Source organism: Pantoea trifolii, assembly GCF_024506435.1.
Taxonomy (GTDB): domain Bacteria; phylum Pseudomonadota; class Gammaproteobacteria; order Enterobacterales; family Enterobacteriaceae; genus Pantoea; species Pantoea trifolii.
Genome location: NZ_JANIET010000001.1, coordinates 1,277,335 through 1,300,329, shown reverse-complemented (window position 1 = coordinate 1,300,329; position 22,995 = coordinate 1,277,335). Strand labels below are relative to the sequence as shown.

22 protein-coding genes and 3 tRNA genes are annotated in these 22,995 nt (G+C 54.6%); 5 read left to right on the top strand and 20 right to left on the bottom strand.

From position 1 onward, the window contains the following. Positions 1–12: 12 nt before the first annotated feature. Positions 13–1,065, bottom strand: coding sequence for a 3-deoxy-7-phosphoheptulonate synthase AroG (gene aroG / locus NQH49_RS05995; protein ID WP_256695949.1), 1,053 nt, complete (start codon positions 1,063–1,065; stop codon positions 13–15). A gap of 300 nt (positions 1,066–1,365) precedes the next feature. Between aroG and NQH49_RS05990 the strand changes: the two genes are divergently transcribed. From NQH49_RS05990 to zitB, 4 genes are all read left to right on the top strand, one after another. Continuing rightward, complete coding sequence (locus tag NQH49_RS05990) at positions 1,366–1,701, top strand: YbgS-like family protein (protein ID WP_256698382.1); 336 nt, start codon at positions 1,366–1,368, stop codon at positions 1,699–1,701. A gap of 103 nt (positions 1,702–1,804) precedes the next feature. Then, positions 1,805–2,389: a response regulator transcription factor gene (locus tag NQH49_RS05985; RefSeq protein ID WP_256699407.1), complete on the top strand. Its 585-nt coding sequence runs from the start codon at positions 1,805–1,807 to the stop codon at positions 2,387–2,389. Positions 2,390–2,415: 26 nt separating this feature from the next. After that, a complete protein-coding gene (locus NQH49_RS05980) occupies positions 2,416–5,457 on the top strand; it encodes an ATP-binding protein (protein WP_256698381.1) in 3,042 nt (1,013 codons plus the stop codon). Next, on the top strand, positions 5,426–6,394 hold the full coding sequence (zitB, locus tag NQH49_RS05975) for a CDF family zinc transporter ZitB (protein ID WP_256695947.1): 969 nt from the start codon (positions 5,426–5,428) through the stop codon (positions 6,392–6,394). Before NQH49_RS05980 ends, zitB begins: the two co-directional genes overlap by 32 nt. Here the strand turns inward: zitB and pnuC are convergent. From pnuC to NQH49_RS05960, 3 genes are all read right to left on the bottom strand, one after another. After that, positions 6,388–7,110 carry a nicotinamide riboside transporter PnuC gene (gene pnuC, locus NQH49_RS05970; protein WP_256695946.1) on the bottom strand — a complete coding sequence of 241 codons (723 nt, stop codon included), beginning with the start codon at positions 7,108–7,110 and terminating at the stop codon, positions 6,388–6,390. The genes zitB and pnuC overlap by 7 nt on opposite strands. A gap of 27 nt (positions 7,111–7,137) precedes the next feature. Continuing rightward, positions 7,138–8,199 (bottom strand): quinolinate synthase NadA, encoded by a 1,062-nt coding sequence (gene nadA, locus NQH49_RS05965; RefSeq protein ID WP_256695945.1) that lies wholly within the window; start codon positions 8,197–8,199, stop codon positions 7,138–7,140. 135 nt (positions 8,200–8,334) lie between these two features. Beyond that, positions 8,335–8,832, bottom strand: coding sequence for a methylated-DNA--[protein]-cysteine S-methyltransferase (locus NQH49_RS05960; RefSeq protein WP_154153333.1), 498 nt, complete (start codon positions 8,830–8,832; stop codon positions 8,335–8,337). Positions 8,833–8,990: 158 nt separating this feature from the next. Between NQH49_RS05960 and NQH49_RS05955 the strand changes: the two genes are divergently transcribed. Further along, complete coding sequence (locus tag NQH49_RS05955) at positions 8,991–10,457, top strand: AlkA N-terminal domain-containing protein (RefSeq protein WP_256695943.1); 1,467 nt, start codon at positions 8,991–8,993, stop codon at positions 10,455–10,457. A gap of 360 nt (positions 10,458–10,817) precedes the next feature. Here the strand turns inward: NQH49_RS05955 and NQH49_RS05950 are convergent. The 16 genes from NQH49_RS05950 to sucC all read right to left on the bottom strand — a co-directional run bounded on the left by NQH49_RS05950 (position 10,818) and on the right by sucC (position 22,969). After that, a tRNA-Lys gene (locus NQH49_RS05950) sits at positions 10,818–10,893 on the bottom strand. Positions 10,894–10,919: 26 nt separating this feature from the next. After that, positions 10,920–10,995: transfer RNA gene (locus tag NQH49_RS05945), tRNA-Lys, on the bottom strand. 53 nt (positions 10,996–11,048) lie between these two features. Further along, positions 11,049–11,124: transfer RNA gene (locus NQH49_RS05940), tRNA-Lys, on the bottom strand. A 166-nt stretch (positions 11,125–11,290) separates the two neighbouring features. Continuing rightward, positions 11,291–12,088: a cell division protein CpoB gene (gene cpoB, locus NQH49_RS05935; RefSeq protein ID WP_256695942.1), complete on the bottom strand. Its 798-nt coding sequence runs from the start codon at positions 12,086–12,088 to the stop codon at positions 11,291–11,293. A gap of 9 nt (positions 12,089–12,097) precedes the next feature. Then, positions 12,098–12,613: a peptidoglycan-associated lipoprotein Pal gene (gene pal, locus NQH49_RS05930; RefSeq protein WP_008107396.1), complete on the bottom strand. Its 516-nt coding sequence runs from the start codon at positions 12,611–12,613 to the stop codon at positions 12,098–12,100. Between the two features lie 64 nt (positions 12,614–12,677). Further along, entirely contained in the window at positions 12,678–13,973 is a 1,296-nt protein-coding gene (gene tolB, locus NQH49_RS05925; protein ID WP_101763208.1) for a Tol-Pal system beta propeller repeat protein TolB, read from the bottom strand. 116 nt (positions 13,974–14,089) lie between these two features. Further along, positions 14,090–15,367: a cell envelope integrity protein TolA gene (tolA, locus tag NQH49_RS05920; protein ID WP_256695941.1), complete on the bottom strand. Its 1,278-nt coding sequence runs from the start codon at positions 15,365–15,367 to the stop codon at positions 14,090–14,092. Positions 15,368–15,392: 25 nt separating this feature from the next. After that, the gene (tolR, locus tag NQH49_RS05915; RefSeq protein ID WP_008107389.1) at positions 15,393–15,821 is read right to left on the bottom strand and encodes a colicin uptake protein TolR; all 429 of its coding nucleotides are present in this window, start codon (positions 15,819–15,821) and stop codon (positions 15,393–15,395) included. A 13-nt stretch (positions 15,822–15,834) separates the two neighbouring features. Continuing rightward, complete coding sequence (tolQ, locus tag NQH49_RS05910) at positions 15,835–16,521, bottom strand: Tol-Pal system protein TolQ (protein ID WP_256695940.1); 687 nt, start codon at positions 16,519–16,521, stop codon at positions 15,835–15,837. Then, positions 16,518–16,922, bottom strand: a complete 405-nt coding sequence (gene ybgC, locus NQH49_RS05905; protein ID WP_008107385.1) for a tol-pal system-associated acyl-CoA thioesterase — start codon at positions 16,920–16,922, stop codon at positions 16,518–16,520. Before ybgC ends, tolQ begins: the two co-directional genes overlap by 4 nt. Before the next feature lie 198 nt (positions 16,923–17,120). Then, positions 17,121–17,414: a cyd operon protein YbgE gene (gene ybgE / locus NQH49_RS05900; protein ID WP_256695939.1), complete on the bottom strand. Its 294-nt coding sequence runs from the start codon at positions 17,412–17,414 to the stop codon at positions 17,121–17,123. Next, positions 17,414–17,527, bottom strand: a complete 114-nt coding sequence (gene cydX, locus NQH49_RS05895; protein WP_007890642.1) for a cytochrome bd-I oxidase subunit CydX — start codon at positions 17,525–17,527, stop codon at positions 17,414–17,416. Before cydX ends, ybgE begins: the two co-directional genes overlap by 1 nt. A 15-nt stretch (positions 17,528–17,542) precedes the next feature. Beyond that, positions 17,543–18,682 carry a cytochrome d ubiquinol oxidase subunit II gene (gene cydB / locus NQH49_RS05890; protein ID WP_008107378.1) on the bottom strand — a complete coding sequence of 380 codons (1,140 nt, stop codon included), beginning with the start codon at positions 18,680–18,682 and terminating at the stop codon, positions 17,543–17,545. An 11-nt stretch (positions 18,683–18,693) separates the two neighbouring features. Continuing rightward, positions 18,694–20,265, bottom strand: a complete 1,572-nt coding sequence (gene cydA / locus NQH49_RS05885; RefSeq protein ID WP_154153344.1) for a cytochrome ubiquinol oxidase subunit I — start codon at positions 20,263–20,265, stop codon at positions 18,694–18,696. Positions 20,266–20,927: 662 nt separating this feature from the next. Beyond that, on the bottom strand, positions 20,928–21,803 hold the full coding sequence (gene sucD, locus NQH49_RS05880) for a succinate--CoA ligase subunit alpha (RefSeq protein ID WP_101763214.1): 876 nt from the start codon (positions 21,801–21,803) through the stop codon (positions 20,928–20,930). Further along, a complete protein-coding gene (gene sucC, locus NQH49_RS05875; RefSeq protein ID WP_007890646.1) occupies positions 21,803–22,969 on the bottom strand; it encodes an ADP-forming succinate--CoA ligase subunit beta in 1,167 nt (388 codons plus the stop codon). The genes sucD and sucC overlap by 1 nt, the downstream gene beginning before the upstream one ends. Positions 22,970–22,995 lie beyond the last annotated feature (26 nt).

Below are 22,995 nucleotides of genomic sequence, written 5' to 3'. Positions count from 1 at the left end.
TTGCCACAAATCTTAACCGCGACGCTGTTTGACCGCCTGAGCCAGCTGACGCAACGCTTTCTCAGTGTCTTCCCAGCCGATGCAGGCATCGGTCACGCTCTGCCCGTACACCAGCGGTTTGCCGCTTTCAAGGCTCTGATTGCCTTCCACCAGATGACTCTCGATCATTACGCCGGTAATCGCCTGCTCACCGCCGGCAATTTGCTGCGCCACGTCATCAGCAACGACCATCTGACGCTGGAACTGCTTGCTGCTGTTGGCATGGCTGAAGTCGATCATCACCTGCGGACGCAAGCCTGCTTTCTCCAGACCGGTTTTCACTGCCGCCACGTGTTCAGCGCTGTAGTTCGGCTCTTTGCCGCCGCGCAGAATGATGTGGCAATCTTCGTTACCGCTGGTTTCGACAATCGCCGAATGACCATATTTGGTGACCGACAAGAAGCAGTGTGGCGCGCTGGCGGCACCAATCGCGTCAATCGCCACTTTGATGGTGCCGTCGGTACCGTTTTTGAAGCCCACCGGGCAAGAGAGACCGGAAGAGAGTTCACGGTGCACCTGCGATTCGGTGGTACGCGCGCCAATCGCGCCCCAGCTCATCAGATCGGCCATATATTGTGGCGTGATCATATCGAGGAACTCACCCGCTGCAGGCAAACCGATGTCGTTGATATCCACCAGCAGCTTGCGCGCCAGGCGCAGGCCGTCGTTGATCTGGAAGCTGCCATCCATAAAGGGATCGTTGATCAGCCCTTTCCAGCCCACCGTGGTGCGCGGTTTTTCAAAATAAACGCGCATCACCACTTCGAGATCGTCTTTCAACTCATCACGCAATGTCAGCAGACGCGACGCATACTCTTGCGCAGCCTGAGTATCGTGAATCGAGCACGGACCGATCACCACCAGCAGACGATCATCCTCGCCATGCAGAATGCGGTGAATCGCCTGACGTGACTGCGCAACGGTTTGGGCTGCTTTATCGGTGGCGGGGAATTTTTCAAGCAAGGCAACAGGAGGAAGTAACTCTTTGATCTCTCTGATGCGTAAGTCGTCGTTCTGGTAATCCATACACAATTCCATTCAAATTTCTGGCCCAACGTCCGTCGGGCGCAACCCGCCCACTTTAGCCCTTCGCGCGGTAGCTGTAAATTACGCACCGCGCTTAAAATGTACATCTCAAATTTGCATTTATATATCCATGCACTAAGCTTTTTAAATGTAAGCACTAAGGAATGAAGTGTTTACAAAATTTAATATTTAAGCGAAGCGTATAAGGTGGAATTTTATTCCATCGCGGCACGCTATTTTCGTCACTTAACACCCGTGCGTGTTTGACGGCAACTATCCATTAATTACTGGAGCATAATGATGAATAAGTTTGCAATGATCTTTCTGACGGCAGCGATGACTTTAGGTAGCGGTGTTGTAATGGCTGCAGACAATAATGGCGCGGCTAACGCTTCAGCAGAAGCAGGCGCAGCAGCCGGTGGTGCAAAACAAAATCTGCCACCGAATAAAGTTGATAATAGCAAAATCAACAGCGGCAGCATGAACACCAATAGCGCTGCAACATCCGGCACCGACACCAGCAATATGTCTGCGGAACAGGTTCATAAAAATTCAATGTGTAAAGAGGGCAAATGCCCTGACATGAACAAAAAAGTCGGAACCAAGCATCATAAGACCGATGGCACCACGCAATAAGTAAGTCATTGGTATCAATCGGGAGAGCTTCGGCTCTCCCTTTTATTTTGCCCCCCGCCCTTTTCCGCTATGCTGAAGCAATGAAATTCACAGGAACTGATTCATGGCTTCATTGCTGCTTATTGATGATCACCCGTTAGTTGAAGTCGCACTGGAAGCGGCTTGCGTTAATGCTCCCATCACGCTGAAAATTCACGCCGCTGGCGACGAAGCTCAGGCACGCCAACTGCTGCAGCATCATCCCATCGATTTAATTGTGCTGGATATAGGCTTACCCGATTGCGACGGCCTTGAGCTGCTGCGCCGGTTACGCGTGCGCAATCAGCACTGCCCGGTATTAATCTATTCCGCGCAGCAGAGCCGCCACACGCTGCTCAGCGCGGTATCGCTGGGCGCCGCCGGTTACGTGGTGAAAAGCCAAAGCATGGCGCAACTATTGAGTGCGATTCTGGCAGTACTTGGCGGACAACAGGCTTTTCCGCCGCTGCCAGAGCGTATCGAACTGCCGTTAACCGAGAAAGAGCAGCAGATTGTGGCGCTGCTGGTGCGCGGCTTATCGAATCTGCAGATTGGCGAGCAGCTGCACATCAGCAATAAAACCGTCAGCACCCACAAGAAAAACATCCTGGAGAAAACCGGCGTGCAATCGGTGGTTGAGCTGGCTGAGCTGTGGAAAGCGCAGCAGTGAGGATTTGGCTACTGCTCAGCCTGCTGATGCTGAGTGTGCTGGCGAAAGCCGATCTGCAACCCGCCAGCAGCGTGATGTTACCCGCGATGATGCCAGCGCCGCACGCCGAGCCGTGGCCGGGGGCAACTTTGCGCGTCGCGGTGCCGGCACAAAACAGCGCGCCCTGGGCGATGCGCATTGGCGATCACATTTGGGGCATCGACGCCGATTATCTCAGCGCGCTTAGCCAGCTGACCGGCACCCGTTTCACGCTGCAAAGCTATGCCGATCGCGCGCAGCAACTGAAAGCCTTGCAGCGCGGCGAGGTGGATTTGGTGTTAAGTAATCAACACGCCGAGCTACCGCCCGATGTTTTGCTCAGCGACAGCTGGTACAGCAGCCCAATTCGTATCTATCGCAACCGGGATAATCAGCGCGCGGTGATGTTCAACAGCGATACCGCGCAGCTAACCATTGCCGAGGCGACGTTAGCGCAATTGCCCGCCGAATTTGTCCAGCAGCATCGCTGGCATACTTTGCCGGGCGATCTGCAGGCGCTGTACGCGCTGCTCAATCAGCAGAGCGATTACCTGGTCGCCGATGAAGCCAGCGCCGGTTTCCTGCTGGGCCAGCTGCAGCAAGGACAAATCTACCAAATCACCGCCGATCCCGGCGCGGGTGAACTGACGCTACGTGCGCTGGCGCGCGATGCCGCCTTGATCCACTGGCTTAACAGTCAGCTGCGCCTGCTTCCCGCCGAGTTCAGCAGTCGCGTCCAGCAGCGCTGGAGCCCGCCGCTGCTGCGCTATCAGGACACGCAAACATTGATGCTGTCGGCCGGCGAAAAGCAGTGGCTGGCACAGCACAACGAAATTCCCTATGCGGTTGAGGCAGATAACGCGCCATGGAGTTATCGCGACAGCAGCGGCAATGCGCGCGGCTTCGGCATCGACCTGCTCAACGCCTTGAGCCAAAGTACCGGCCTGCGTTTTACTCCGCGCTGGGTCAACAATCCGCAGCAGGCCGCCACGCTTTTGCAGCAACAGCAGGTGATGCTGAATCTGTTACAGCCGCTGTACGGCGACGATCCCGGCAGCAACACCTTGCCGGTATGGCGCGCCATTTGGGGGATTTACACGCTCGCCACCCATCAACCGATGAACTGGCAATCGTTACAAGGCCAGCGCGTGGGTGTGTTGCGTGACGATTTAGCCTCGCGTTTACTGCCATCGGGCTTTACGCCACAACCGTTCGACGACCGGGCGCAGCTGTGGCAAGCGCTGAATAGCGGCCAGATTGATGCGCTGGTGGATAACGTGCTGTCCGCACGCTGGCGCATGGCGAGTCACGAAGATAATCGTGTGCATCTGGCGTTTGCCGCCAGCGATATCGCCTGGCCGCTGGCGCCGCAGGTCAGTGCACAACAACCCGAGCTGCGCGCCCTGCTCGACCATGCATTACAGCAGATCCCGCCCGATACGCTTAATCAGATGCGCGTCAGTTGGTCACAGCCGCCGCAGCCCGGTACGACGATGGCGATGCGCAATATCCCGCTGATGATCTTGATTGCGGCAGGCGTGATTATTCTTTTGCTGTTGGGCTTGCTGACGCGTCGTTACTGGCAACAGCGTCGTGACCGATTGCAGCGTGAACAGGCCGAACGCGCCAATGCCGCCAAGAGCCAGTTTCTCGCCACCGCCAGCCACGAACTGCGCACGCCGATGCAGGCGATTCTCGGTTTGCTGGAGCTGGAACAGCAGCAGCACCCGAGCGAACGGCTGGCGCTGATGCACAGCAGTGCGCGCTCGCTGATGGCGCTGCTAAACGACTTGCAGGATCACGCTCGCATTGAGAGCCAGAGCTTCCGCCTGGCGCCGCGCCCGCTCAATCTGACGCTCTGGCTGCAGCAACAGCAGCAGTTCTATCATCCCTTGATGCGCGATGCCGGGCCAAACCTGATTGCCGAAGCGCTGACGCCGCTGCCTGCCAGCGTGCTGCTGGATGGCGATCGCCTGCAGCAGGTGGTGAATAATCTGGTGGCCAACGCCCTGAAGTTTACCCGCGAAGGCGAAGTGCGCCTGTCGCTGGCGGTTGATGCGCATATTCAACTTACGGTGGCCGACACCGGCAGCGGTATTCCGCTTAACGAGCAGGCAGAGCTGTTTGAACCCTGGTATCAGGCGCCATCCGGCAAAAGCCATGCGGTACAAGGTAGCGGGTTGGGTTTGTTTATCTGTCGCGAGATTGTGCAGCGAATGGGCGGTACGCTAACACTCACTTCACAACCTGGCAGCGGCACCACGGTCAGCGTGCAGTTGCCGTTAGTACTGAGCGAAGAGCCATTAACCGAGCGTACAGCAAGCTGGCCACGTTACCCGCAGCTGCGCGTAGCGATCGTGGACGATCATCCAACCAATCTTTTGGTGATGCAGCAGCAGCTGGCGAACTTTGGTGTGCAGGCGCAGGTGTTTGAAGAGGGCCGTTCGCTGCTGCGCGCCGATGCCCAGCGCGCCTTCGATATTCTGTTTATCGATCAAATGATGCCGCGTCCGGATGGCTTAACGCTGCTGCGCATTCTGCGCCGCCGTCAGCGCCAGCGCGGCACCGCCACGCTGCGCGTGCTGTGCTCTGCGGATGTTCAGTTGCTGAAAATCGCCCTGCAGGATGACGAAGCCTTGCTGCTTAAACCCATCGAGCTCGATCATCTGGCACCGTTGCTGGCGCGCGCGATAAAAGATCCACTGGATGCGTTGCCAAACAGCCTGCTGATTCTGGCGCACAATAATCAGGCGTTTATTCCGCGCATCTGCCAGACCTTGCAGCGCACGCTGCAACAGGATCGGGATTCGCTGCTCAGCGCGCGCGATGCGCAAAACTGGTCAGCGCTGGAACAGGCGGCGCACCGCATGAAAGGCAGCTGGTTGATGCTCGGTATGGATGAGGTTGCCGAGCGCTGTCAGCAGTTGATTGTGCAGACCCAACGGCAGCAGTTGCCGCTTGAGGATCTCAATTTACTGATATCATTAACAAACAGGTTACTTAAACAACTGGAAAATTATGGCACACACTCATTCCCACGGCGCAGCTAACAGTAACCGCACGCGGCTGGCCGCGGCGTTTGGCGTAACGGCAGTGTTTATGGTGGCAGAAGTGATTGGCGGGCTGGTTTCTGGCTCGCTGGCGCTGCTGGCTGATGCCGGGCATATGTTGACCGATGCCGCCGCGCTACTGATGGCGTTGCTTGCGGTGCAATTTGCCCAGCGTAAACCCAACGCACGTCATACCTTCGGCTTGCTGCGTCTTACCACCTTAGCGGCGTTCGTCAACGCCATTGCGCTTTTAGTGATAACGGTGCTGATTGTCTGGGAAGCGCTGCGTCGCTTCTACGAGCCACAGCCAATTGCCGGCGGATTGATGCTCGGCATCGCCATTGCCGGATTGCTGGCGAATCTGCTGTCATTCTGGCTGCTGCATCGCGGCAGCGAAGAGAAAAACCTCAACGTGCGTGCGGCGGCGTTGCATGTGCTGGGCGATTTACTGGGTTCGGTCGGTGCGATTGTCGCGGCGGTGATCATCATGCTGACCGGCTGGACGCCAATCGACCCGATTCTGTCGCTGCTGGTGTCATTGCTGGTGGTGCGCAGTGCCTGGTCGCTGCTGCGCGAGAGTCTGCATGAGCTGCTGGAAGGTGCGCCGGGTCATATCAACGCGGATAAATTGTCGCGCGAGCTGACGCGCAATATCGATGAAGTGCGTAACGTGCATCACGTTCATCTGTGGCAAGTGGGTGAGAAGCCGGTGCTGACGCTGCATGTACAGGTGATTCCGCCTTACGATCATGACGGCCTGCTTAAGCGCATCCACAAATATCTACATGAGCACTATCAGATTGCCCACGCCACGGTGCAGATGGAGTATCAACCGTGCAGCGGACCGGACTGCGAGTTGTGTTTAAATAATAGCGCTGCGCAGCACGATCACCACGATCATGCTGCGCTGGAAGGTCATGCTCATCATCATCACTGATGTGACAGCGCGCGCGAGCCATGTTCGCGTGCGCTTTGCATCCACAGACGCGAACCGTTGAGCGCAATCAGCGTCAGAATGACGTACTCCAGTGACATGGCATAAACGCCCTGACGCGCAAAGATCATCACGCTAATCACGTTGATCACCACCCACAGCAGCCAGTTCTCAACGTATTTTCGCGTCATCAGAATCATCGCCACAATCGACAGCACCATCATGCACGAATCCCAGAACGGGAAAGCGTCCGGCTGCAGCTGCGGCATCGCCACGTTGAGGCCAAGACTCTGCATGATGCCGACTGCGGTTTTGGTCAGGAAGGCAAACACCGGATCGATATACACCGTCATCAGCGCAATCGCCACCACGCACGCCGCGCCCCAACCCAAGGCTTTTGAGCGCGGCAGCCAGCGAATTCTCAGCTCAGTTTCGTTATTGGCGGTTTGCCGACTCCACGCGTACCAGCCGTAAACGTTGGCGACGAAGAAGAACAGCTGCAGCAATAAGCTGGCGTAGAGCTGAATCTGGAAGAAGATCACCGCAAACAGCGTGACGTTAATCAGCCCGAAAAAGTAGTTGATGATTTTTTCGAGGCTGGCGAGCCAGATACACAGCAAGCCCGCAATCGTGCCAACGGCTTCGATCCATGACAGATCGTAGCCGCCAACGCCAAGCGGAATGTGAACCAGAATATTTTGCGTGCTAAAGAAGTCCATATAAGGTGCCTGTGTAACGGGAGCCCGTCATGCATTCCCTTTGATTTTAAGTTTGAGATCTGCAGCAAAGGATAGCATGCGATTAAGCGGGATCAACGCGGCCTCGCGCAGCGCAGCATCGACATGGATTTCATGCTCGCTGCCGCCACGTTCCAGTCCTTCGGCAATCGCTTTCAGGCCGTTCATCGCCATCCACGGACAGTGCGCACAGCTGCGGCAGGTTGCGCCCTCGCCTGCAGTTGGCGCTTCCAGCAACTCTTTGTTCGGCACCGCCTGCTGCATTTTGTAGAAGATGCCGCGATCGGTGGCGACGATCATCTGTGGATGCGGCAAGCTTTGCGCCGCCTGAATCAGCTGGCTGGTCGATCCCACCGCATCGGCCAGATCGACAATCGCCTGCGGTGATTCAGGATGCACCAGCACCGCCGCATCCGGATAGAGCGCCTTCATACGTTGCAAAGCCTGCGTTTTGAACTCGTCATGCACGATACAAGCGCCCTGCCAGCACAGCACATCTGCGCCGGATTTTTGCGTGACGTAGCGGCCAAGATGGCGATCCGGTGCCCAGATAATTTTCTCGCCAAGGCTGTCGAGATGTTCAATCAGCTCAACCGCGATGCTTGAGGTGACGACCCAATCCGCGCGCGCCTTCACCGCCGCCGAGGTGTTGGCATACACCACCACGGTGCGATCGGGATGCTGATCGCAGAAGCGGTTAAATTCCTCAATCGGGCAACCGAGATCGAGCGAGCATTCCGCCTGCAAGGTGGGCATCAGCACGGTTTTTTCCGGGCTAAGGATTTTTGCAGTTTCGCCCATAAAACGCACGCCCGCCACCAGCAAGGTTTTGGCGGGATGGGTGCTGCCGAAACGCGCCATTTCCAGTGAGTCCGATACGCAGCCGCCGGTCTCTTCCGCCAGCGCCTGAATTTCTGGATCGGTATAGTAATGCGCCACTATCACCGCATCACGTTCTTTCAGCAAGCGTTTGATTTTGTTTTTGTAGTGGGATTTCTCATCGTCACTGAGACGTGCCGGTTTCGGCGGGAAAGGATAGATCGCGCTTTCAGGATCAAACATCAGACTCATGACACGGCTCTCGTTTTATCAATTTAACAAAATTGCCTTTTACGGCAATGATGCGGCATCAAAACCGCCATCGTGTTTTATATGCTAAACACGATAACGGAATTGCGCGAGAGTGTCGTCTCTTTTTTGCGCGCTCTACAGCAACAATGTGCTCTTCTGTGGACTTTCCAGCTCCAGCAGGAAGGCTTTGACGCTGAGTCCGCCTGCAAAACCGGTGAGTTTGCCGTTGCTGCCAATCACGCGATGGCATGGCGCCATAATTGATAGCGGATTTTTACCGTTGGCTGCGCCCACGGCGCGCACCGCTTTGGGATTGCCGATCTGCTCGGCGATTTGCAGGTAGCTGCGCGTTTCACCAAACGGAATAGTCAGTAACGCTTGCCACACTTTTTTCTGAAACTCGGTGCCGACAGTGTCGTACGGCATATCAAACTGCTGACGTTCACCGGCGAAATATTCGCGCAGCTGGCGTTCAGCCTCACACAGAATCGGATGCTGATCGTTACGGCTAATCGGCTTCAACGGCACGCGCTGCGCGCCTTCGTTTTCCCACAGAATCGCCGACAATCCCTTATCGGTGGCAACAAGCGTGAGCTCGCCAACGGGCGTTGCGATGATTTTGGCATGATACATGGTGCACCTCCGGCTTAATCTCTGCTGGCGATTATCGCATTTCCGCCGCAGGAAACTGGCTGTTTTCGGTCATCAGCATAAACTGGTTAGCTGTCCGAAAGCAGCGAGTTTTCCTGTTCAGCTTGCGCGACTATGCCGTTTATTTGCCGGAGACAATGATGTTTGATGCTGAAATTGCTTACCAGGCCCTGACGTCGCGCGATAGCCGCTTCGACGGGCTGTTTTTTGTTGGCGTGACATCCACCGGCATTTATTGCCGCCCCATTTGTCCGGTAAAAGCGCCGATGCAGAAGAACTGCCTGTTTTTTAACAGCGCAGAGGCCGCCGAGAAAGCGCACTTCCGTCCGTGTTTACGCTGCCGTCCGGAACTGGCACCCGGATCTGCGCCGGTGGATAGCCATCACCGCATTGCCGACCGTTTAATACGCCGCATCGAAGAGGGCATGCTGGAAGAACAGGAAACGCTGGCAGACATCGCTAGCGAGTTTGACCTGAGTGAACGTCAATTACGTCGCGTGGTGCAGCAGGAGCTCGGCGTATCGCCTTTAGAGCTGCGTCAGACACGTCGTATGCTGCTCGCTAAGCAACTTCTGACGGAAACCTCTCTGCCGGTTACGGAAATTGCTTATGCCAGCGGCTTTCGCAGTCTGAGGCGTTTCAACGATGTCTTCCAGGCGCGCTATCGCATGACGCCTTCCCGCCTGCGCAAACAGAATCAACCCGACGCCGTGAAGAGCACGCAGGAGAGCGCTGAACTGCGCCTGAGTTATCGGCCGCCTTACGATTGGGATGCGATGCTCGATTTCCTGCAGCAGCGCGTGATGAAGGAAGTGGAATGGGTGAACGAGGGCATTTATCACCGCACCGTGGCGCTGGGCAACTGTCGCGGCTGGGTGCGCGTGAGCCATGTTGCGGAGAAACAGTCGCTGAAGGTGCAATTCACAACGTCATTGACGCCGGTGCTGCCCGCTTTGCTGCGTCGTCTGCGCGATCTGTTTGACCTGGATGCTCAGCCACAGCGCATAGCAGAGCATCTAAGCCACGATCCGCTTTTAGCCGAGAGCTTGTCGCGCTTCCCCGGTTTACGCGTTCCTGGTGCGTTTGACGGCTTTGAGTTGGGTGTGCGCGCGATACTCGGACAGCAGGTTACGGTTAAAGCGGCAACCACGTTAAGTAGCCGAATGGCACAGCGCTTTGGTGAGCCGCTGGTAACGCCGTGGCCAGAACTTTCGCGTTTGCCGCCGAATGCGGAGTCGCTTGCGGCGGCGAGCATCGATGATATCGCCAGCCTGGGGATTGTCAATGCGCGTTCACATGCCATTCAGGCACTGGCTCAGGCCTGTGCTTCTGGCGCATTGCGCTTCAACGGTGCGGTGAATCCTGATGTGGTTCAGCAGCAGTTACTGGCACTGAAAGGGATTGGGCCGTGGACGGCAAGTTATATCGCGATGCGCGCACTGCGTTGGCCTGATGCGTTCCCCAAAGAGGATATTGCGATTCGTAATAACCTCGGCGGCGTGAGTGCCAAAGTGGCGGAGCAGTTATCGCAGGTTTGGCGACCGTGGCGCAGCTATGCGGTGCTGCATATCTGGAAAAGTCTGACACCGGTTAAGAAATCTAAATAGTGCGTTTCAGGCGGAAATAAGGGGCGGTTGCGTAAAGTCGCCGTGGATACATCCCTGTAGGCTCTGCCGGCGCATCCATGCGCCGGAAGCTTTACTCCACCGCCCCTTATCCCCGCCTTTATGCAAAAATGTGCACTAATTTTAGAAGCGACTTTTGAGCCTGAAAGCTCTGAAAGGCGGGAGCGGAAGGAGCGAAGCGTCCGAGCCATGGATGGCGAGGCCGATCCACAGGGATGTGTTGTGTCTTCGCGATCCGTCCCGCCTTTTAGAGCCCGGCACCGAACCCAAAGCAACATCGCTAGAATTTTTTCTAAATGTAGAAAAGCAAAAAGGCGCCTTTAGGGCGCCTTTCTACATAACTGGTGGGTCGTGCAGGATTCGAACCTGCGACCAATTGATTAAAAGTCAACTGCTCTACCAACTGAGCTAACGACCCGCTCTGGGCTTACAACCTTTATTTGATGGTGGGTCGTGCAGGATTCGAACCTGCGACCAATTGATTAAAAGTCAACTGCTCTACCAACTGAGCTAACGACCCATCAAGGTTGTGAAGCTTACTGAAGAAATCATCTCACTTACAACGGGTTGAGATGGTGGGTCGTGCAGGATTCGAACCTGCGACCAATTGATTAAAAGTCAACTGCTCTACCAACTGAGCTAACGACCCATCTTCAGTGCTGCCGATACTTGTTAAGATATGTCCCGGCAACGGCGGCATATATTACTGATTTAGCGGGAGGGCGCAACCCTTATTTTCCACTAAATGTCTCAATTGCTTACCTTTCATGCTGCAAGACCAGAAATCACACGAAATCCGGTCTTTTAAGCACAAATTACAACCCGGCAAGACGTTTTTGCGCCTGCTTAGCAGAATCACTATTTGGGAATTGTTTGATCACTTGCTGGAAGACAGCCTTGGCTTTCGCCGTGTCGTTCTTCTCTTGCATGATCACGCCAACCTTAAACAGCGCTTCCGGGGCTTTTGGCGATTTCGCGTAATTTTTTACCACAGTGGCAAAATAATAGGCCGAATCGTCTTTTTTACCCTTGTTGTAATACAGCTGACCCAGCCAGTAATTGGCATTAGGCTGATAGGTAGAATCAGGATATTTCTTCACCCAAGCCTGCAGGGCAGTAATCGCCTGATCGTACTGCTTCTTCTCCAGAATCAGCGCAACTGCAGCATTGTAATCCGTGTTGGCATCGCCGGTTTGTGCTGGCGCGGCCGCACTGGCGCTATCGCTGCTACCGCTATCAGCCGCTGTAGCACCCGCAGCAGCGGCATCAGTACTACCGCCGGCCTGCGCACCGTTACTGCCGGAGCTGAGGCTGTCGATTTGCTGATAAAGCTGTTTCTGGCGCTCAATCACCTGATTAAGCTGATAGCTGTTTTGCTGGATTTGCCCGCGCAGCGAATCGATATCGCTTTGGTTATCGCTCATTTGCTGCTGCAATTGCTGCAGAAGCTGAGCCTGGGCATTAGAGATACGTTCAAGAGTGGTGACGCGGTCTTCGACCGAGCCTGAGCCAACGCTACTGATTGACGCCTGGGCATTAGCAGCCCCCAAAGGGGCCGCTAAACCAACCAGTAACGACAGACTCAACAGATGAAGTCTGAAGTTACTCATCATGATATTTTCTTAGTAAACCAGTACGGCACGACGGTTTTTAGCGTAAGCCGCTTCGTCATGACCCAGTACAGCTGGTTTTTCTTTACCGTAAGATACGATAGACATCTGGTCAGCAGAAACGCCTTTGCCTTGCAGATACATCTTAACGGCGCTTGCACGACGTTCGCCCAGGGCGATGTTGTATTCTGGAGTACCGCGCTCATCCGCATGACCTTCGATGGTCACTTTGTAAGACGGGTTGCCACGCAGGAATGCCGCGTGCTGATCCAGCATCTGAGCGTAGTCAGAAGCCACGTCATACTTGTCCAGACCGAAGTAAACGATGTTGTTCTGCTGCAGCTGCTGCATCTGCAGGCGCGCTTGCTCGTCAGAAGACATGTTACCGTTCTGACCAGCACCGTAAGCACCGTCGTTAGCGCCCATACCAGTCTGATCGTTGTTGTTGTTTTTGTGTGAGCTACATGCAGCTACTGCGATAACCGGCAGAGCCAGCATCAAACCCTTCAGCACTTTGTTCAGTTGCATTTCTTTATCCTATTATTTTGTTTGCCATACATTTTAATCCCCCGCCGTGCAGGGGATCTATGCATCACAGATACGGCGACCAGGCAGGGAATTTGACCTGTCCATCAGTTGCCGGAAGACGCGCTTTGAAACGCCCGTCGGTTGAAACCAACTGCAACACGGAACCCATCCCCTGAGTAGAGCTATAGATTACCATTGTGCCGTTTGGCGCCAGACTCGGCGTTTCATCCAGGAACGTGTCCGTTATTGTTTGAACGGCTCCCGTTACCAGATCCTGTTTGGCGACGTGCTGAGCGCCACCGGCGCTGCTGATCATCACCATAGTTTTGCCGTCGGTTGACACATCCGCATCCTGGTTTTGCGCACCTTCCCAGGTAATACGTTGTGGCGCACCGCCGTTGATACCAACTTTATAAATTTGTGGCGCACCGGCCTGGTCCGAGGTGTAAGCCAGCGTCTGGCTATCCGGGAACCATGTCGGTTCAGTGCTGTTGTAACGACCATCCGTCACCTGACGCGTCTGCCCAGAAGCCAGATCCATCACGTACAGGTTCAGGCTACCGGTTTTCGACAGCGCGAAGGCCAGTTTAGAACCGTCTGGTGAGAAGGCTGGCGCACCGTTGTGACGCGGATACGAAGCCACCTGACGGATTGCACCGTTGGACAGCGTCTGCACGACCAGCGCAGATTTGCCGCTTTCGAAGGTCACGTAAGCCACTTTACTGCCATCTGGCGACCAGGCCGGAGACATCAATGGCTGCGGTGAACGGTGAACCACAAACTGGTTGTAGCCATCGTAATCCGACACGCGCAACTCATACGGGAACTGACCGCCATTGGTCTGCACCACATAGGCAATACGGGTGCGGAATGCGCCTTTGATGCCGGTCAGCTTCTCGAACACTTCGTCACTGGCAGTGTGCGCCGCATAACGCAGCCACTGTTTAGTCACTTTGTAAGAGTTCTGTGCCAGCACGGTGCCTGGCGCGCCGCCGGTATCCACCAGCTGATAGGCAACTTGATAGCTGCCGTCAGCGTTTGGCGTTACCTGGCCGACCACGACCGCATCAATACCCAATGCGCTCCATGCGGCAGGTTGAACTTCCTGCGCGCTGGCTGGCTGTTGTGGCAGACGTGAACGGTCCAGCGGATTGAATTTACCGCTGTTGCGTAAGTCAGCAGAAACGATCCCGCCGATGTCTTCTGGTGCCGCGCCTGGGCCAGCCCATTGGAACGGAACCACACCAATAGGGCGTGCGGTGTTAACGCCCTGCGTAATTTCAATACGGACTTCTGCATGAAGCATTGCTGCCCACAGCAGTACAAAAAAACCTAAGGTTACACGAAGTGCCTGCTTCATTTTTTCTCCCTTACCTGAACCAGAGGTTCATGATAATTCGCACAGTTCCTGAAAAACACGAGTACTTATAGAGTACGGCGAGCTAACCTTAGTTCAACCTGCCGTACGTTACTGCATTATTCTGGTTTGAAACGCATAGGTGCGTTTTTAAACACTTCATACACCGCCTGCGAAGGCGGCTTTGGAATACGCGCCTGCTTCGCGGCAGCGATAGCGGCCTGACACAAGGCTGGGTCGCCGCCTTCCGATTTAACATCAATCAGTAAACCATCCGGTGCCAGCTTGATGCGCAGGTTGCACTCTTTACCTTTATACAAATCCGCATCGTAGAAACGGCTTTGAATTGCGCCAACCACCTGGCCCAGGTAATTGTTGATGTCCGCGCCGGATGCACCCGCTTTCTTCTGATTGCCCTGCCCTGCAGCGCCACCCGACGCAGTACCACTTTTCGGTGCATTCTTACCAGAAGACAAACCACCTAACAGATCGTCAACGGCGTTTGCGTTCTTCGCAGCTTCCGCGGCGGCTTTTTTGGCATCAGCAGCGGCTTTCGCTTTTGCATCCGCTTTGGCCTTCGCAGCTGCATCGGCCTTGGCTTTCGCCTCGGCAGCAGCCTTTTCTTTCGCTTCTGCAGCGGCTTTTTCTTTCGCCTCAGCAGCCGCTTGCTCTTTAGCTTCTTTCGCTTCCTGAGCCGCTTTCGCCTTTGCATCGGCAGCAGCCTGAGCTTTGGCTTCAGCATCCGCTTTGGCTTTCGATTCTGCGGCCGCTTTTGCCTGCTGCGCCGCTTTCTCTTTGGCCGCTTCAGCAGCGGCAGCTTTGGCTTCCGCGTCCGCTTTCTTCTTCGCGTCAGCTGCGGCTTGCTTAGCTTCTTCTGCCGCTTTGGCTTTGGCGTCGGCGGCCGCTTTTGCTTGCGCATCGGCTTCCGCTTTAGCATCGGCCTTGGCTTTCGCTGCGGCAGCTTCGGCAGTTTTCTGCTGTTCCTGCGCCTGCTTAGCGGCGGCTTCAGCGGCTTTCTGCTGCTCAGCCTGCTGCTTCGCCTGCTCTTTGGCTTCCTGTTGGGCCTGCAAGCGCTCTTTTTCCATCTCTTTCAGGCGCTGCTGCTCAGCAGCTTGTTTCTGCTGTAACTCTTCGGCCTGCTGCTGCGACTGTTTCTGACGCTGCTGCTCGGCGCGTTGGCTGTCTCGTTGCTGATTCTGCTGGCGGTTATACTGTTCAACCACGGCGCCGGAATCGACCATCACTGCGTCAATATCACTGCCACCGCCACCACCGCTGGATTCGATTTTTTCGTTAAACGAGCTCCAAATCAGTAAGGCGATCAGCACGATGTGCAGAATCACCGAAACGATTATTGCGCGTTTTAACTTGTCGTTCTGCTCGGTTGCCTTCGACACACTCGGTTCCCAAAAACGGTTCGCTTTAAATCGGCTGCGTCATCAAACCGACAGATTTCACGCCTGCCTGATGTAACAGGTTCAGCGCCTTGATGATTTCGTCGTAAGGGACGTCTTTCGCACCGCCGATCAGGAAGACCGTTTTCGGATTGGCTTCAATCCGGCGCTGCGCTTCGCTCACCACCTGCTCCGGCGGCAACTGCGTCATACGATCGTGATCCACCACCAGGCTGTACTGGCCAACACCAGACACTTCAACAATCACCGGTGGATTATCATCAGTTGAGACGGTTTTGGAATCTGTCGCATCCGGCAGATCCACTTCCACGCTCTGGGTAATAATCGGCGCGGTTGCCATAAAGATGAGCAGCAACACCAACAGCACGTCCAGCAGTGGAACAATGTTGATTTCCGACTTAAGGTCGCGTTTACCGCGACCACGGGTTCTGGCCATCGTAAACCTCGACTTACTTCGTGTTTTCGGTGGAGAAAGCCTGACGATGCAGGATAGCCGTGAACTCTTCCATGAAGTTGTCGTAGCCCTGTTCCAGCTTGTTAACGCGCTGGTTCAGACGGTTGTACGCCATAACGGCAGGAATGGCCGCAAACAGACCGATTGCGGTCGCGATCAACGCTTCGGCAATACCCGGAGCAACCATCTGCAGCGTGGCCTGTTTTACCGCACCGAGGGCGATAAAGGCGTGCATGATCCCCCACACCGTACCAAACAGACCGATATACGGGCTGATGGAGCCAACGGTGCCAAGGAAAGGAATGTGAGTTTCCAGCGTTTCCAGTTCGCGATTGAAGGAGATACGCATCGCACGGCTCGCGCCCTCTACAACCGCTTCCGGCGCATGGTTGTTAGCACGGTGCAAGCGCGCAAACTCTTTGAAACCCGAATAGAAAATTTGCTCAGATCCGCTCAATTCGTCGCGGCGTCCCTGGCTTTCCTGATACAGGCGTGACAGCTCGATACCCGACCAGAACTTATCTTCAAAGGCTTCGGCTTCGCGCCCCGCCGCATTCAAAATGCGCGTACGCTGAATAATGATCGCCCATGAGGCAATAGAAAAGCCGATCAAAATCAACATGATAAGTTTGACCAGAAGGCTCGCCTTCAGGAACAAATCAAGAACATTCATGTCAGTCACTGCTTAAACTCCGCGACAATAGACTTGGGAAGCGCAATTGGCTTCATTAGATGTGGGTTGATGCAGGCAATCAGGACTTCTGCTTCATTTAGCACTTTGCCTTCTGCATTCACGATACGCTGCGAGAACGTCATCGTAGCACGCGTCATTGAGGTCACTTCGGTTTGAATTTCCAAAAGATCGTCCAGACGTGCAGCCGCAACAAAATCGATCGTCATGCGTCGTACCACAAAAGCCACCTGCTCTTCCAACAGGACCTGCTGATTGAAATGGTGCTGGCGCAACATTTCGGTACGTGCTCGTTCATAGAAAGCAAGATAACTGGCGTGGTAAACCACACCACCGGCATCGGTGTCTTCGTAATAGACACGAACCGGCCAGCGAAACAGCGTAGTACTCACTCTACATCCCGGTCTCATTTTAAACGTTGCTACTATACGCAAGTGAGATCGGCTTGGGAATGGTCCGCCAGAGCCAGGCGAAAATAATTATCACACGTTAACAACTGGAAGGATTTATAGGATGTTTCTTGACCGGACGCTGACAAAACCTCACGTCAGCGCCTGAAAATGCAGCGTTTTTAAGTTCTGAGCCTGGACTTAATGGTAGAACCAGAAAATTCCCACGATTAACACCAACATTGCCGGCAGCGGAGAAAACAGCGCTTGCCAGCGCAGGCGCTGCGGGCGGAAGCCGGTGCCGTGAATCACGCCGGTGCAAACGGCCCAAATCAGCAGCATTCCATGCCATATCGCTAAATCACTGGTACGCGCGGCAAAGCGCGTTGGCTGCCAAATCACACAGCCTGCCAGCCACAACGCGAGGATTAGCGAAAGGGCCCGAAGTGGGCCCTTGTCCATCAGACGATACAGCGTCTGAATCAGTGTGCGCATCAGACTTGCTCGTCCTTGGCGCTGCTCTCTTCAACATGCTCCAGCGCCAGCGCCGTAATCACACCGAACGCACAGGCCAGCAAGGTGCCAAGAATCCAGGCAAAATACCACATGCTCAATCTCCTTAATCAGTACAGGGAGTGCGTATTGCTCTCAATGTGTTCTTTGGTGATACGACCAAACATCTTGTAATAACACCAGGCGGTGTACGCCAGGATAATCGGTACAAAGATGATGGCGGCAATGGTCATCACTTTCAGCGTCAGCAGGCTAGACGTGGCATCCCACATCGTCAGGCTGATGCCTGGCACAGTGCTGGATGGCATGATGAACGGGAACATCGCAATCCCGGCCGTCATGATCACGCACGCTAACGTCAGTGAAGAAGAGATAAACGCCAGAGCGCCCTTCTCGATACGCGAAAAGAGAATGGTCAGCAGCGGTAACACAACGCCCAACAGCGGGAACAGCCACAACACTGGCATCTGCTCGAAGTTCACCATCCATGCGCCAGCCTCACGCACCACATCTTTACCCAACGGGTTGGATGCGGCGTGATGATCGATAACGCTCTTCAGCACATAACCGTCAATACCGTATTTCACCCACACACCGGCAAGGATGAAGCACACCATCATCACCAGCGCCGAGATTTGCGCGGTGCTGCGGCTGCGAACGTGCAACTCGCCGGCAGTACGCATCTGCAGATAAGTTGCGCCCTGCGTCAGAATCATCGCCACACTCACCACGCCGGCCAGCAAGCCAAACGGATTCAGCAGCTGGAAGAAGTTGCCGGTATAGAAGAGGCGCAGATATTCGTCAGCATGGAACGGCACGCCTTGCAGCAGGTTGCCGAATGCCACACCAATTACCAGCGGCGGGACAAAGCTGCCGATGAAAATGCCCCAATCCCACATGCCACGCCAGCGCATATCTTCAATCTTCGAACGGTAATCAAAACCCACCGGACGGAAGAACAGTGAAGCCAGCACCAGAATCATTGCCACATAGAAGCCGGAGAACGCAGCCGCATACACCATTGGCCAGGCGGCGAACAGCGCGCCACCGGCGGTGATCAGCCAAACCTGGTTGCCGTCCCAGTGCGGCGCAATGCTGTTAATCATGATGCGACGTTCGGTATCGGTGCGTCCGAGAATGCGGGTCAGCATACCGACGCCCATATCAAAGCCATCGGTGACCGCAAAACCAATCAGCAACACGCCAATCAGCAGCCACCAGACAAAGCGCAATACTTCGTAATCAAACATGGTCGCTCTCCTTATCCACGCGCCGGCTGAGATGATGTCTTCAGCGTTTCATGATGATAGCGGCCGGTTTTCAGGCTGCTTGGACCGAGGCGCGCGAACTTGAACATCAGGTACATTTCCGCCACGAGGAACAAAGTGTAGAGACCGCAAATCAGCGTCATTGAGAACAGCAGATCGCCGACGGTCAATGAGGAGTTAGCGACTGCGGTTGGCAGCACTTCACCAATTGCCCACGGCTGACGACCATACTCGGCAACGAACCAACCCGCTTCAATCGCAATCCATGGCAATGGAATGCCATACAACGCGGCTTTCAGTAACCAGCGCGACTTACCGATGCGGTTACGAATCACGCTCCAGAAGGAGAGTGCAATGATGCCCAGCATCAGCACGCCGCCCAGCACCATGATGCGGAAGGCGAAGTACAGCGGTGCAACGCGTGGGATTGAGTCTTTCGTGGCTTTCTGAATCTGCTCTTCGCTGGCGTTAGCCACATCCGGTGTATAGCGCTTCAGCAGCAGGCCATAACCCAGATCCTTTTTGCTGGCTTCAAACTGGCTGCGCACAGCAGGATCTTTACTACCACCACGCAGTTCGTTCAGCAGCGCGTAGGCTTTCATGCCGTTACGAATACGAACTTCATGCTGCGCCAGCAGATCTTTCAAACCGGTCACGGGCGTATCAACAGAACGCGTGGCGATCAAACCGAGCAGATACGGAATCTGAATCGCATATTTGTTTTCCTGCGTTTCCTGGTCCGGAATACCAAACAGCGTAAACGCAGCTGGAGCCGGTTGGGTTTCCCATTCTGCTTCAATCGCCGCCAGTTTGGTTTTCTGCACGTCGCCGATTTCATAACCAGATTCGTCACCCAGCACGATCACCGACAAAATCGCCGCCATACCGAAGCTGGCTGCGATAGCGAAAGAGCGTTTAGCGAAAGCAATATCGCGCCCTTTCAGCAGATACCATGCGCTGATACCCAGGATGAACATTGCACCTGTGGTGTAGCCAGCGGCCACGGTATGCACAAACTTCACCTGCGCAACCGGGTTTAGCACCAGCTCGGAGAAGCTCAGCATCTCCATACGCATGGTTTCAAAATTGAACTCGGAAGCAATCGGGTTTTGCATCCAGCCGTTCGCCACCAGAATCCACAGCGCGGACATATTGGAACCGAGCGCCACCAGCCAGGTCACAGCAAGGTGTTGCACCTTGCCCAGACGATCCCAGCCGAAGAAGAACAGGCCAACAAAGGTGGATTCGAGGAAGAACGCCATTAATCCTTCAATGGCGAGCGGCGCACCGAAGATATCGCCGACGTAATGTGAGTAATATGACCAGTTGGTACCGAACTGGAATTCCATGGTCAGGCCGGTAGCCACGCCAAGCGCAAAGTTGATACCAAACAACTTGCCCCAGAACTTAGTCATATCTTTATAAATTTGTTTCCCCGTCAGGACATATACGGTTTCCATGATCGCCAATAAAAACGCCATACCCAGCGTTAATGGCACGAACAGGAAATGGTACATCGCCGTCAGGGCAAACTGTAAACGCGACAGCTCGACAATATCTAACATGATGACTCCTTGCTCCTCGCATGAACTTCCCCTGCGGATGACAACGGCAAACAACAGACATTGACGCGCAGAATAAGATTCAGGAACGACTGATTATTGATTCCAGTTTTGTTACTGATAGAACAGAGAAAGCTGTTGCCCGAAGATGGCGAGTAACAGTGATAAAATTCCCTTAAAAACCGATCCTTTCAGTCAATTTTAAGCAGGAGTGGAATGAGGAGGCGGCAGAATTGATATAACAACGCCTGGCACAAACTCCCGAAAAATTATGACGAAGACTGAATTGATGCAGCGCAATTTATACCGGTTAGTCGCTGTTTTGCTAGCGGTAAAGTTTCCTATAACACGCTATTTATTGATCTGGATTAAGACTATAAATTTCCAGATATGTAGTGTTAGTGTGGTTGTTAATTAGATGTCAAAACATCGCCTTATAATTAAGAATATAATTACCTTTTCCACAATTATTTAACCTCGTTCTGGAAAGTCGTGCGCCAATTGTTTGAAGAAGATCCAGTGATTTTTCCCTTCTTTACCCTGAGGACAGAGTAAGCATAGCCGCTGTTCTTGAAACCGTTGCGCTTTTTGCCCCTGTTTTCGGCGGGTTATTACCCAAAAAAAAGCCACCCGAAGGTGGCTTTTCAATATCCGTCAATACTGGCTTATTTGATTGGCAGAACCGCTTTAACCGCGTCACCAATGTCTGCCAGGCTGCGTACGGTTTTCACACCAGCCGCTTCCAGCGCAGCAAATTTCTCATCAGCAGTACCTTTACCACCGGCAATAATGGCGCCTGCGTGGCCCATACGTTTGCCTTTCGGTGCAGTCACACCCGCGATGTAGCCGACAACCGGCTTGGTCACGTGTGCTTTGATGTAGGCTGCTGCTTCTTCTTCCGCACTACCACCGATCTCACCGATCATCACGATCGCTTCGGTCTGTGGATCTTCCTGGAACAGTTTCAGGATGTCGATGAAGTTAGAGCCTGGGATCGGGTCGCCACCGATACCCACGCAGGTAGACTGGCCGTAGCCGATGTCAGTGGTCTGCTTAACGGCTTCATAAGTCAGCGTACCTGAACGCGATACGATACCGACGCGGCCTGGCTGGTGAATGTGGCCCGGCATGATACCGATCTTACATTCGCCTGGGGTGATCACGCCTGGGCAATTCGGGCCGATCATGCGTACGCCAGCTTCATCCAGCTTCACTTTCACGGTCAGCATATCCAGCGTTGGGATACCTTCGGTGATGGTGATGATCAGTTTGATACCCGCATCGATCGCTTCCAGAATACCGTCTTTGCAGAACGGCGCTGGAACGTAGATAACCGTGGCGGTTGCGCCAGTCGCTTCTACTGCTTCACGCACGGTGTTGAACACCGGCAGGCCGAGATGCGTGGTGCCGCCTTTGCCTGGCGTGACACCGCCAACCAGCTGCGTACCATAGGCCAGCGCCTGCTCAGAGTGGAACGTCCCTTGACCACCGGTGAAACCCTGGCAAATGACTTTGGTGTTTTTGTCGATCAAAATGGACATTATTTACCCTCCGCTGCAGCTACAACACGCTGTGCAGCGTCTGTCAGGCTGGTTGCTGCAATGATGTTCAGACCGCTGTCCGCCAGTTTCTTAGCGCCCAGCTCGGCGTTGTTACCTTCCAGACGTACCACAACTGGCACGTTTACACCCACTTCTGCCACTGCACCGATGATGCCGTCTGCGATCAGGTCGCAACGCACGATGCCGCCGAAGATGTTAACGAACACGGCTTTTACCGCATCGTCAGACAGGATGATTTTGAAGGCTTCGGTTACGCGCTCTTTGGTTGCGCCGCCGCCAACGTCCAGGAAGTTTGCTGGCTCACCACCGTGGTGTTTCACGATGTCCATGGTGCCCATTGCCAGACCGGCGCCGTTCACCATACAGCCGATGTTGCCATCCAGCGCAACGTAGTTCAGTTCCCACTGCGTAGCGTGTGCTTCACGGGGATCTTCCTGGCTCGGATCGCGCATTTCACGCAGTTCCGGTTGACGGAACAGTGCGTTACCGTCTGCACCCAGTTTGCCGTCGAGGCAGATCAGGTCGCCCTGCTTGGTGATCACCAGCGGGTTGATCTCAACCATCGCCAGATCGCGCTCAAGGAACATGGTCGCCAGACCCATAAAGATTTTGGTGAACTGGCTAACTTGCTTACCGGTCAGGCCGAGTTTGAACGCCAACTCGCGGCCCTGATACGGCTGTGGACCCGCTAATGGATCCAGTGCCATCTTGTGGATCAAGTGTGGCGTTTCTTCTGCCACTTTCTCAATCTCAACACCGCCTTCCGTCGAGGCCATGAAGATCACGCGACGAGTCGCACGGTCAACCACCGCACCCAGATACAGCTCCTGATCGATATCAGTCGCGGCTTCAACCAGAATCTGGTTTACCGGCTGACCGTGCGCATCCGTTTGATAGGTCACCAGACGCTTGCCCAGCCAATGCTCAGCAAAAGCACGAATGTCTTCTTTGCTGTTAACCACTTTCACGCCACCCGCTTTACCGCGGCCACCGGCATGAACCTGACATTTCACCACCCACGGGCCTGCGCCGATTTTAGACGCGGCTTCTTCGGCTTCACGTGGCGTGGTGCAGGCGTAGCCTGTCGGTGCTGGCATGCCATAGCGTGCAAACAGCTGCTTCGCCTGGTATTCATGTAAATTCATGATGTTCTATCCATTCAGGTATGAGT

Bases quoted from the DNA above. Each gene is read 5' to 3' on its own strand.
- aroG (WP_256695949.1), bottom strand. From the start codon at position 1,065: ATGGATTACCAGAACGACGACTTACGCATCAGAGAGATCAAAGAGTTA.
- NQH49_RS05990 (WP_256698382.1), top strand. From the start codon at position 1,366: ATGAATAAGTTTGCAATGATCTTTCTGACGGCAGCGATGACTTTAGGT.
- NQH49_RS05985 (WP_256699407.1), top strand. From the start codon at position 1,805: ATGGCTTCATTGCTGCTTATTGATGATCACCCGTTAGTTGAAGTCGCA.
- NQH49_RS05980 (WP_256698381.1), top strand. From the start codon at position 2,416: ATGCTGAGTGTGCTGGCGAAAGCCGATCTGCAACCCGCCAGCAGCGTG.
- zitB (WP_256695947.1), top strand. From the start codon at position 5,426: ATGGCACACACTCATTCCCACGGCGCAGCTAACAGTAACCGCACGCGG.
- pnuC (WP_256695946.1), bottom strand. From the start codon at position 7,110: ATGGACTTCTTTAGCACGCAAAATATTCTGGTTCACATTCCGCTTGGC.
- nadA (WP_256695945.1), bottom strand. From the start codon at position 8,199: ATGAGTCTGATGTTTGATCCTGAAAGCGCGATCTATCCTTTCCCGCCG.
- NQH49_RS05960 (WP_154153333.1), bottom strand. From the start codon at position 8,832: ATGTATCATGCCAAAATCATCGCAACGCCCGTTGGCGAGCTCACGCTT.
- NQH49_RS05955 (WP_256695943.1), top strand. From the start codon at position 8,991: ATGTTTGATGCTGAAATTGCTTACCAGGCCCTGACGTCGCGCGATAGC.
- cpoB (WP_256695942.1), bottom strand. From the start codon at position 12,088: ATGATGAGTAACTTCAGACTTCATCTGTTGAGTCTGTCGTTACTGGTT.
- pal (WP_008107396.1), bottom strand. From the start codon at position 12,613: ATGCAACTGAACAAAGTGCTGAAGGGTTTGATGCTGGCTCTGCCGGTT.
- tolB (WP_101763208.1), bottom strand. From the start codon at position 13,973: ATGAAGCAGGCACTTCGTGTAACCTTAGGTTTTTTTGTACTGCTGTGG.
- tolR (WP_008107389.1), bottom strand. From the start codon at position 15,821: ATGGCCAGAACCCGTGGTCGCGGTAAACGCGACCTTAAGTCGGAAATC.
- ybgE (WP_256695939.1), bottom strand. From the start codon at position 17,414: ATGCGCACACTGATTCAGACGCTGTATCGTCTGATGGACAAGGGCCCA.
- cydX (WP_007890642.1), bottom strand. From the start codon at position 17,527: ATGTGGTATTTTGCCTGGATTCTTGGCACCTTGCTGGCCTGTGCGTTC.
- cydB (WP_008107378.1), bottom strand. From the start codon at position 18,682: ATGTTTGATTACGAAGTATTGCGCTTTGTCTGGTGGCTGCTGATTGGC.
- cydA (WP_154153344.1), bottom strand. From the start codon at position 20,265: ATGTTAGATATTGTCGAGCTGTCGCGTTTACAGTTTGCCCTGACGGCG.
- sucD (WP_101763214.1), bottom strand. From the start codon at position 21,803: ATGTCCATTTTGATCGACAAAAACACCAAAGTCATTTGCCAGGGTTTC.
- sucC (WP_007890646.1), bottom strand. From the start codon at position 22,969: ATGAATTTACATGAATACCAGGCGAAGCAGCTGTTTGCACGCTATGGC.